Origin of the sequence: Intestinicryptomonas porci (assembly GCF_033971905.1) — a bacterium.
Lineage (GTDB): Bacteria > Verrucomicrobiota > Verrucomicrobiia > Opitutales > Intestinicryptomonadaceae > Intestinicryptomonas > Intestinicryptomonas porci.
This window is the reverse complement of the sequence record NZ_JALBUT010000012.1, coordinates 1-5875: the sequence shown is the minus strand read 5'-3', so window position 1 is coordinate 5875 and position 5875 is coordinate 1. Positions and strand designations below refer to the sequence as shown.

Here is a 5875-nt window from a genome sequence, read left to right as displayed (position 1 = left end):
AAAACAAGAGAGCCCTGAGCTTCTTTCGAAACTCAGGGCTCATAATTGCACTCCCTCGCTTGGTTTTGCTTTGCAAAATCCGCGCTGTTGTCGCCCTACGGGAAAATTACTTCGTAATTTTTGCTACCCAAAAGCTTGCTATCGCAACTTTTGTGTTCTGGCGTATAAAACAAGAGAGCCCTGAGCTTCTTTCGAAACTCAGGGCTCATAATACTGGCAACGACCTACTCTCGCACCGCATCGTGGCGGTACTACCATCGGCGGCTGAGGGCTTAACGAGCGTGTTCGGGATGGGAACGTGTGTTTCCCCTCGCCTATGATCACCAGATTCGTCAACTAAAAGTAAGTCTCACGGCTTAACCGTGTGCCAACCCTCTAACCGCAGCTAAATTCCGCAGTCAAAATAGATAACAGCTTCTCGCAACCTTATCATAAAACTTCTACCAAAACCAAGTTGATAAACTATTTTAAAAAAAGTACGCAATGTGATTGTAATAAACTCTTTCGGGTAATTAGTATCGGTTAGCTCAACACATTACTGCGCTTACACACCCGACCTATCAACCAAGTCGTCTACTTGGTCCCTCAGGGAAGTCTTATCTTGGGATGGGCTTAGAGCTTAGATGCTTTCAGCTCTTATCCCTTCCGCACTTAGCTACTCGGCGCTACCGTTGACACGATAACCGAAACACCAGTGGTGCGTCATTCCCGGTCCTCTCGTACTAGAGAATGAACCCCTCAAACTTCCAACGCCCACAGAGGATAGAGGACCGAACTGTCTCACGACGTTCTGAACCCAGCTCGCGTACCACTTTAATTGGCGAACAGCCAAACCCTTGGGACCTTCTCCAGCCCCAGGATGTGATGAGCCGACATCGAGGTGCCAAACTTCACCGTCGCTATGAACGCTTGGGTGAAATCAGCCTGTTATCCCTAGAGTACCTTTTGTCCCATAAGCGACGGCGCTCCCACGAGCTACCGCCGGATCACTTGGGCCTGGTTTCCCATCTGCTCGACTTGTAGGTCTCACAGTTAAGCTCCCTTTTAGCCATATCCTCGCCGTCCGATTGCCAACCGGACTGAGGGAACCATCGCAGTCCTCCGTTACACTTTAGGAGGAGACCGCCCCAGTCAAACTAACCCCCTAACACTGTCCCCACACCGGCTTACGGTCATAGGTTAGACATCTAACAGACAAAGAGTGGTATTTCATATTGCGGCTCATTATCACCCTGGAGTAATAATTCAAAGCCTCCCACCTATGCTACGCATTGAAAATCAAATGACAATATCAGGTTATAGTAAAGGTTCATAGGGTCTTTCCGTCCTTCTGCGGGTACGCGGCATCTTCACCGCGACTACAATTTCACTGAGCATCTCTCCGAGACAGCATCCAACTCGTTACATGATTCGTGCAGGTCGGAACTTACCCGACAAGGAATTTCGCTACCTTAGGACCGTTATAGTTACGGCCGACATTCACGGGGGCTTAGACCAGAAGCTTGCACAACCAGCTTTCACCTTTCCGCATTGGTCACATGTCACTCCCTATACGTCGTCTTGCGACTTTGCAGAGAGCTGTGTTTTTGATAAACAGTCGGTTGGATCTCTTTACTGTGACCGCATCGCTGCGGCACCCTTTCTACCGAAGATACAGGGCAATTTTGCCGAGTTCCTTAGAGAGATTTAACTCACGCGCCTTAGAATACTCATCCCGGATACCTGTGTCGGTTTGCGGTACGGGCAACCCATAAATTAACCGTATAAATTTTCCCGAGAATCACTTCTGAAAATCTCCCTCAGCCGTAGCCTCGAGATCCGCTTGCGCGAAAGGGACGTTCATCACCCCACTCTCATCCATGCTTCTGTCAATATACGGGTCAAACACTTATGAGCCGGTGCAGGAATATTAACCTGCTGTGCATCGACTACTCCTTACGGCCTCGCCTTAGCTCCCGACTAACCCTGGGCGGACGAACCTTCCCCAGGAAACCTTATCCTTACGGCGGTATGGATTTTGACCATACTTATCGTTACTCATGCCTAGATTATCACTTCCAAAAACTCCAACACCAATCCCTTGATGCCTTCAATGTCGTTGGAACGCTCTCCTACCAATTCAAAATTCCACAAATTCGGTGCAACACTTTAGTCCCGATCATTTTCGGCGCAAATTCTCTCGATGGGTAAGCTATTACGCACTTTTTAAATGATGGCTGCCTCTAAGCCAACATCCCCATTGTCTAAGAAAATTTACCTCCTTCTTACCACTTAGCGTTGTCTTTGGGACCTTATTCGATGGTCTGGGATGTTTCCCTCTCGCCTATGAAGCTTATCCCCCACAGACTGACTGCCAAACTTCTCCAACCGGTATTCAGAGTTTGATAAGGTTCGGTATCCTGGTGTGGACCCTAGCCTTTTCAGTGCTTTACCCCCGGTTGTCAGCATTTGACGCTATACCTAAATATATTTCGGAGAGAACCAGCTATTACGGGGCTTGATTAGCCTTTCACTCCTAACCACAACTCATCCCGTAACTTCTCAAGGTTAATGGGTTCGGTCCTCCACATCGTGTTACCGATGCTTCAACCTGGTCATGGCTAGATCGCCTCCGCTTCGGGTGCTATACCAGATACTTATCGCCCTCTTCAGACTCGCTTTCGCTTCGCCTCCACGTCGTAAACGCTTAAGCTCGCAACTGATATAGACTCCTAGGCCCATTATACAAAAGGTACGCCGTCACTATATAATTTAGCTCCGACCGCTTGTAGGCAATTGGTTTCAGGTACTTTTAACTCCCCTAACAGGGGTCCTTTTCACCTTTCCCTCACGGTACTTGTTCACTATCGGTCGATATCTTGTATTTAGTCTTATGCCGTGGTCGGCACTCTTTCACACCAGGTTTCACGTGTCCGGTGCTACTCTGGATTCCACTAAGGCTTGTCGGGATTTCGCGTACAGGATTGTCACCCTCTATGATTGGCCTTTCCATACCATTCCACTATCCTCTCAAGTCCTACGTCGTGGTCCGAACCCCTCCAGGATAAATCCCAAAGGTTTGGACTACTCCCCTTTCGCTCGCCACTACTCAGGGAATCGCTTCGCTTTCTTTTCCTCTGCTTACTGAGATGTTTCACTTCGGCAGGTGTCGCTCTTTCTGATCTATATATTCAATCAGTAGTAATATGCTGTTAACATATTGGGTTGCCCCATTCGGAGATCCCCGGGTTAAAGATTGCTTGCATCTAACCGAGGCTTTTCGCAGCTTGCCACGTCCTTCTTCGCCATATATCGCCAAGGCATCCACCAATTGCCCTTGATTGTTCATTACAATCAATTGCTCCTTTTTTTAAAATAGGCTATCTCGCTTGGTTCTTTTCTAATAGCATGTTTTATTCTAAGATTACGCTTATCGTAGTGTTTCCACTACCTCGCTTTAAACTTTAAAACTTTATAAACTATTATCTATTTCAAACTGTCAAAGATCTAAATCCTTTCCGCCGCAACCCTTTCTATGGGCCCAGGTGGACTTGAACCACCGACCCCACGCTTATCAAGCGTGTGCTCTAACCAGCTGAGCTATGAGCCCCTTCTGAAAGTTTGGTGGAGCCGAACGGGTTCGAACCGATGACCTGCTGAATGCAAATCAGCCGCTCTTCCAACTGAGCTACGGCCCCTAAACTCGCCTCGGCTTTTTCTCGCCTGCGCCTATTGCGACTTCTTTATCTTAAAAGATCATCTCTTCCAAAATCTACTAAGTACGATTGTCTCAAACCTCATCCTCGTTTCCACTAAGGGTCTCCCCTTACGAAACTTCTCCTTAGAAAGGAGGTGATCCAGCCGCAGGTTCCCCTACGGCTACCTTGTTACGACTTAGTCCCAATCACCAACCTTGCCTTAGGACGCTGCTCCCTTGCGGTTAGCTCACGCACTTCGGGCGAAATCGGCTTTCATGACTTGACGGGCGGTGTGTACAAGACCCGGGAACGTATTCAAGGCGTCGTTGCTGATACGCCTTTACTAGCGATTCCGGCTTCATGAGGTCGAGTTGCAGACCTCAATCCGAACTGGGACCGGCTTTCGAGATTTGCATCACCTTACAGTGTAGCTTCCCTTTGTACCGGCCATTGTAGCACGTGTGCAGCCCTGGATGTAAGAGCCATACTGACTTGACGTCATCCCCACCTTCCCACCTGAATTCAGGTTTGTCCCCTAAGAGACCTCCGAAGAGTAACATAGGGCGAGGGTTGCGCTCGTTGCCGGACTTAACCGAACATCTCACGACACGAGCTGACGACAGCCATGCAGCATCTGTGTACCAGTCCCGAAGGACTATAACCTTTCAGCTATATTCTAATACATGTCAAACCCAGGTAAGGTTCTTCGCGTTGCATCGAATTAAGCCACATGCTCCACCGCTTGTGCGGGTCCCCGTCAATTTCTTTGAGTTTTAACCTTGCGGTCGTAGTCCTCAGGCGGTACACTTATCGCGTTAGCTTGGGCCCCGAAAAGGATGATTTCCCCGAGACCTAGTGTACAACGTTTAGGGCGTGGACTACAGGGGTATCTAATCCCTTTTGCTACCCACGCTTTCGAGCCTGAGCGTCAGATCTTGTCCAGTAAGCTGCCTTCGCCATCGGTGTTCCTTGTGATATCTACGCATTTTACCGCTACTCCACAAATTCCGCTTACCCCTCCAAGTCTCTAGATTAATAGTTTTAGGCGCAGCACCGAAGTTAAGCCCCGGTATTTCACACCTAACACACTAATCCGCCTGCGCTCCCTTTACGCCCAGTGAATCCGAGTAACGCTCGCAGTCTCCGTATTACCGCGGCTGCTGGCACGGAGTTAGCCACTGCTTCCTCTCATGGTTAATTCAGGTAAGGCTATGAACCTTACGGTTAGTCCCATGTGACAGAGGTTTACAATCCTAGGACCTTCATCCCTCACGCGACGTCGCACCATCAGGGTTGCCCCCATTGTGAATGATTCGAAACTGCTGCCACCCGTAGGTGTTTGGACCGTGTCTCAGTTCCAATGTGGCGGATCGTCCTCTCAGACCCGCTACCCGTCTTCGCCTTGGTGGGCTGTTATCCCGCCAACTAGCTGATAGGCCATAAGCTCCTCTTAAAGCGCCATCTCAAGCTTTAGTACTTAAACCATGCAGTTTAAGACCACATCCGGTATTAATTCGAGTTTCCCCGAGCTATCCCAAACTTTAAGGCAGATTGCTTATGTATTACTCACCCGTTTGCCGCTCTCATCACAAATGTATTGCTACATCTATAAATCCCGCTCGACTTGCATGTCTTAGCCACGCCGCCAGCGTTCACTCTGAGCCAGAATCAAACTCTCCATAAAACTTTTTTAAAGCTTTGAGAATCTTGAATCTGTTTTCTATTTAGATTCGTTTGGACTTAAATTTATCTTTAAGTCATTGTTGACATATTTCAAAAAAAATATGCCGGTTCGCACAATCGTACTTAGTAAACTTTAAAAGATCGTTTTTTTCGGCTTTCTTATTAAGCCCCTCTTTCGTTATGAAAGAAAGACGCCAATTAAGAATTAAACCGTTTCGCTTGTCAAGAAAAAATTTTAATTTTTTTTTCAAATTTTTAATTTTTTTCTTTTCTAAACTTTAAAGAACTTACTTAGAGGAAAACAATGTTTTTCAACCCGCTTTCATAAGTGTGAAAGTTCGCTATTAGGAACTTCCTTTTTATCTTTGTCAAATCTTTTTTTTATTTTTTTTGAACTTTTTTCAAAAACTTTTCTTTAAGACTTTTTCAAAGATCATCCACTCTTTCTCAAGTGAAAGGTCAATCACTCTGTACTTCCTCCCCCACTTTGCAAGCCTTTTTTGCAAATTTTTTTA

The 5875-nt window shown here is 47.1% G+C and carries 2 tRNA genes and 3 rRNA genes; all 5 read right to left on the bottom strand.

Annotated elements, in window-relative coordinates:
* Positions 1–211: 211 nt before the first annotated feature.
* A 5S ribosomal RNA gene (gene rrf, locus MOX91_RS08695) occupies positions 212–328 on the bottom strand.
* Between the two features lie 162 nt (positions 329–490).
* Positions 491–3330, bottom strand: a 23S ribosomal RNA gene (locus MOX91_RS08690).
* Between the two features lie 185 nt (positions 3331–3515).
* A tRNA-Ile gene (locus MOX91_RS08685) sits at positions 3516–3589 on the bottom strand.
* A gap of 12 nt (positions 3590–3601) precedes the next feature.
* Positions 3602–3677: transfer RNA gene (locus tag MOX91_RS08680), tRNA-Ala, on the bottom strand.
* A 147-nt stretch (positions 3678–3824) separates the two neighbouring features.
* Positions 3825–5361, bottom strand: a 16S ribosomal RNA gene (locus tag MOX91_RS08675).
* The 16S, 23S and 5S rRNA genes sit together here with 2 tRNA genes alongside, the layout of an rRNA operon.
* Between the last annotated feature and the right edge of the window lie 514 nt (positions 5362–5875).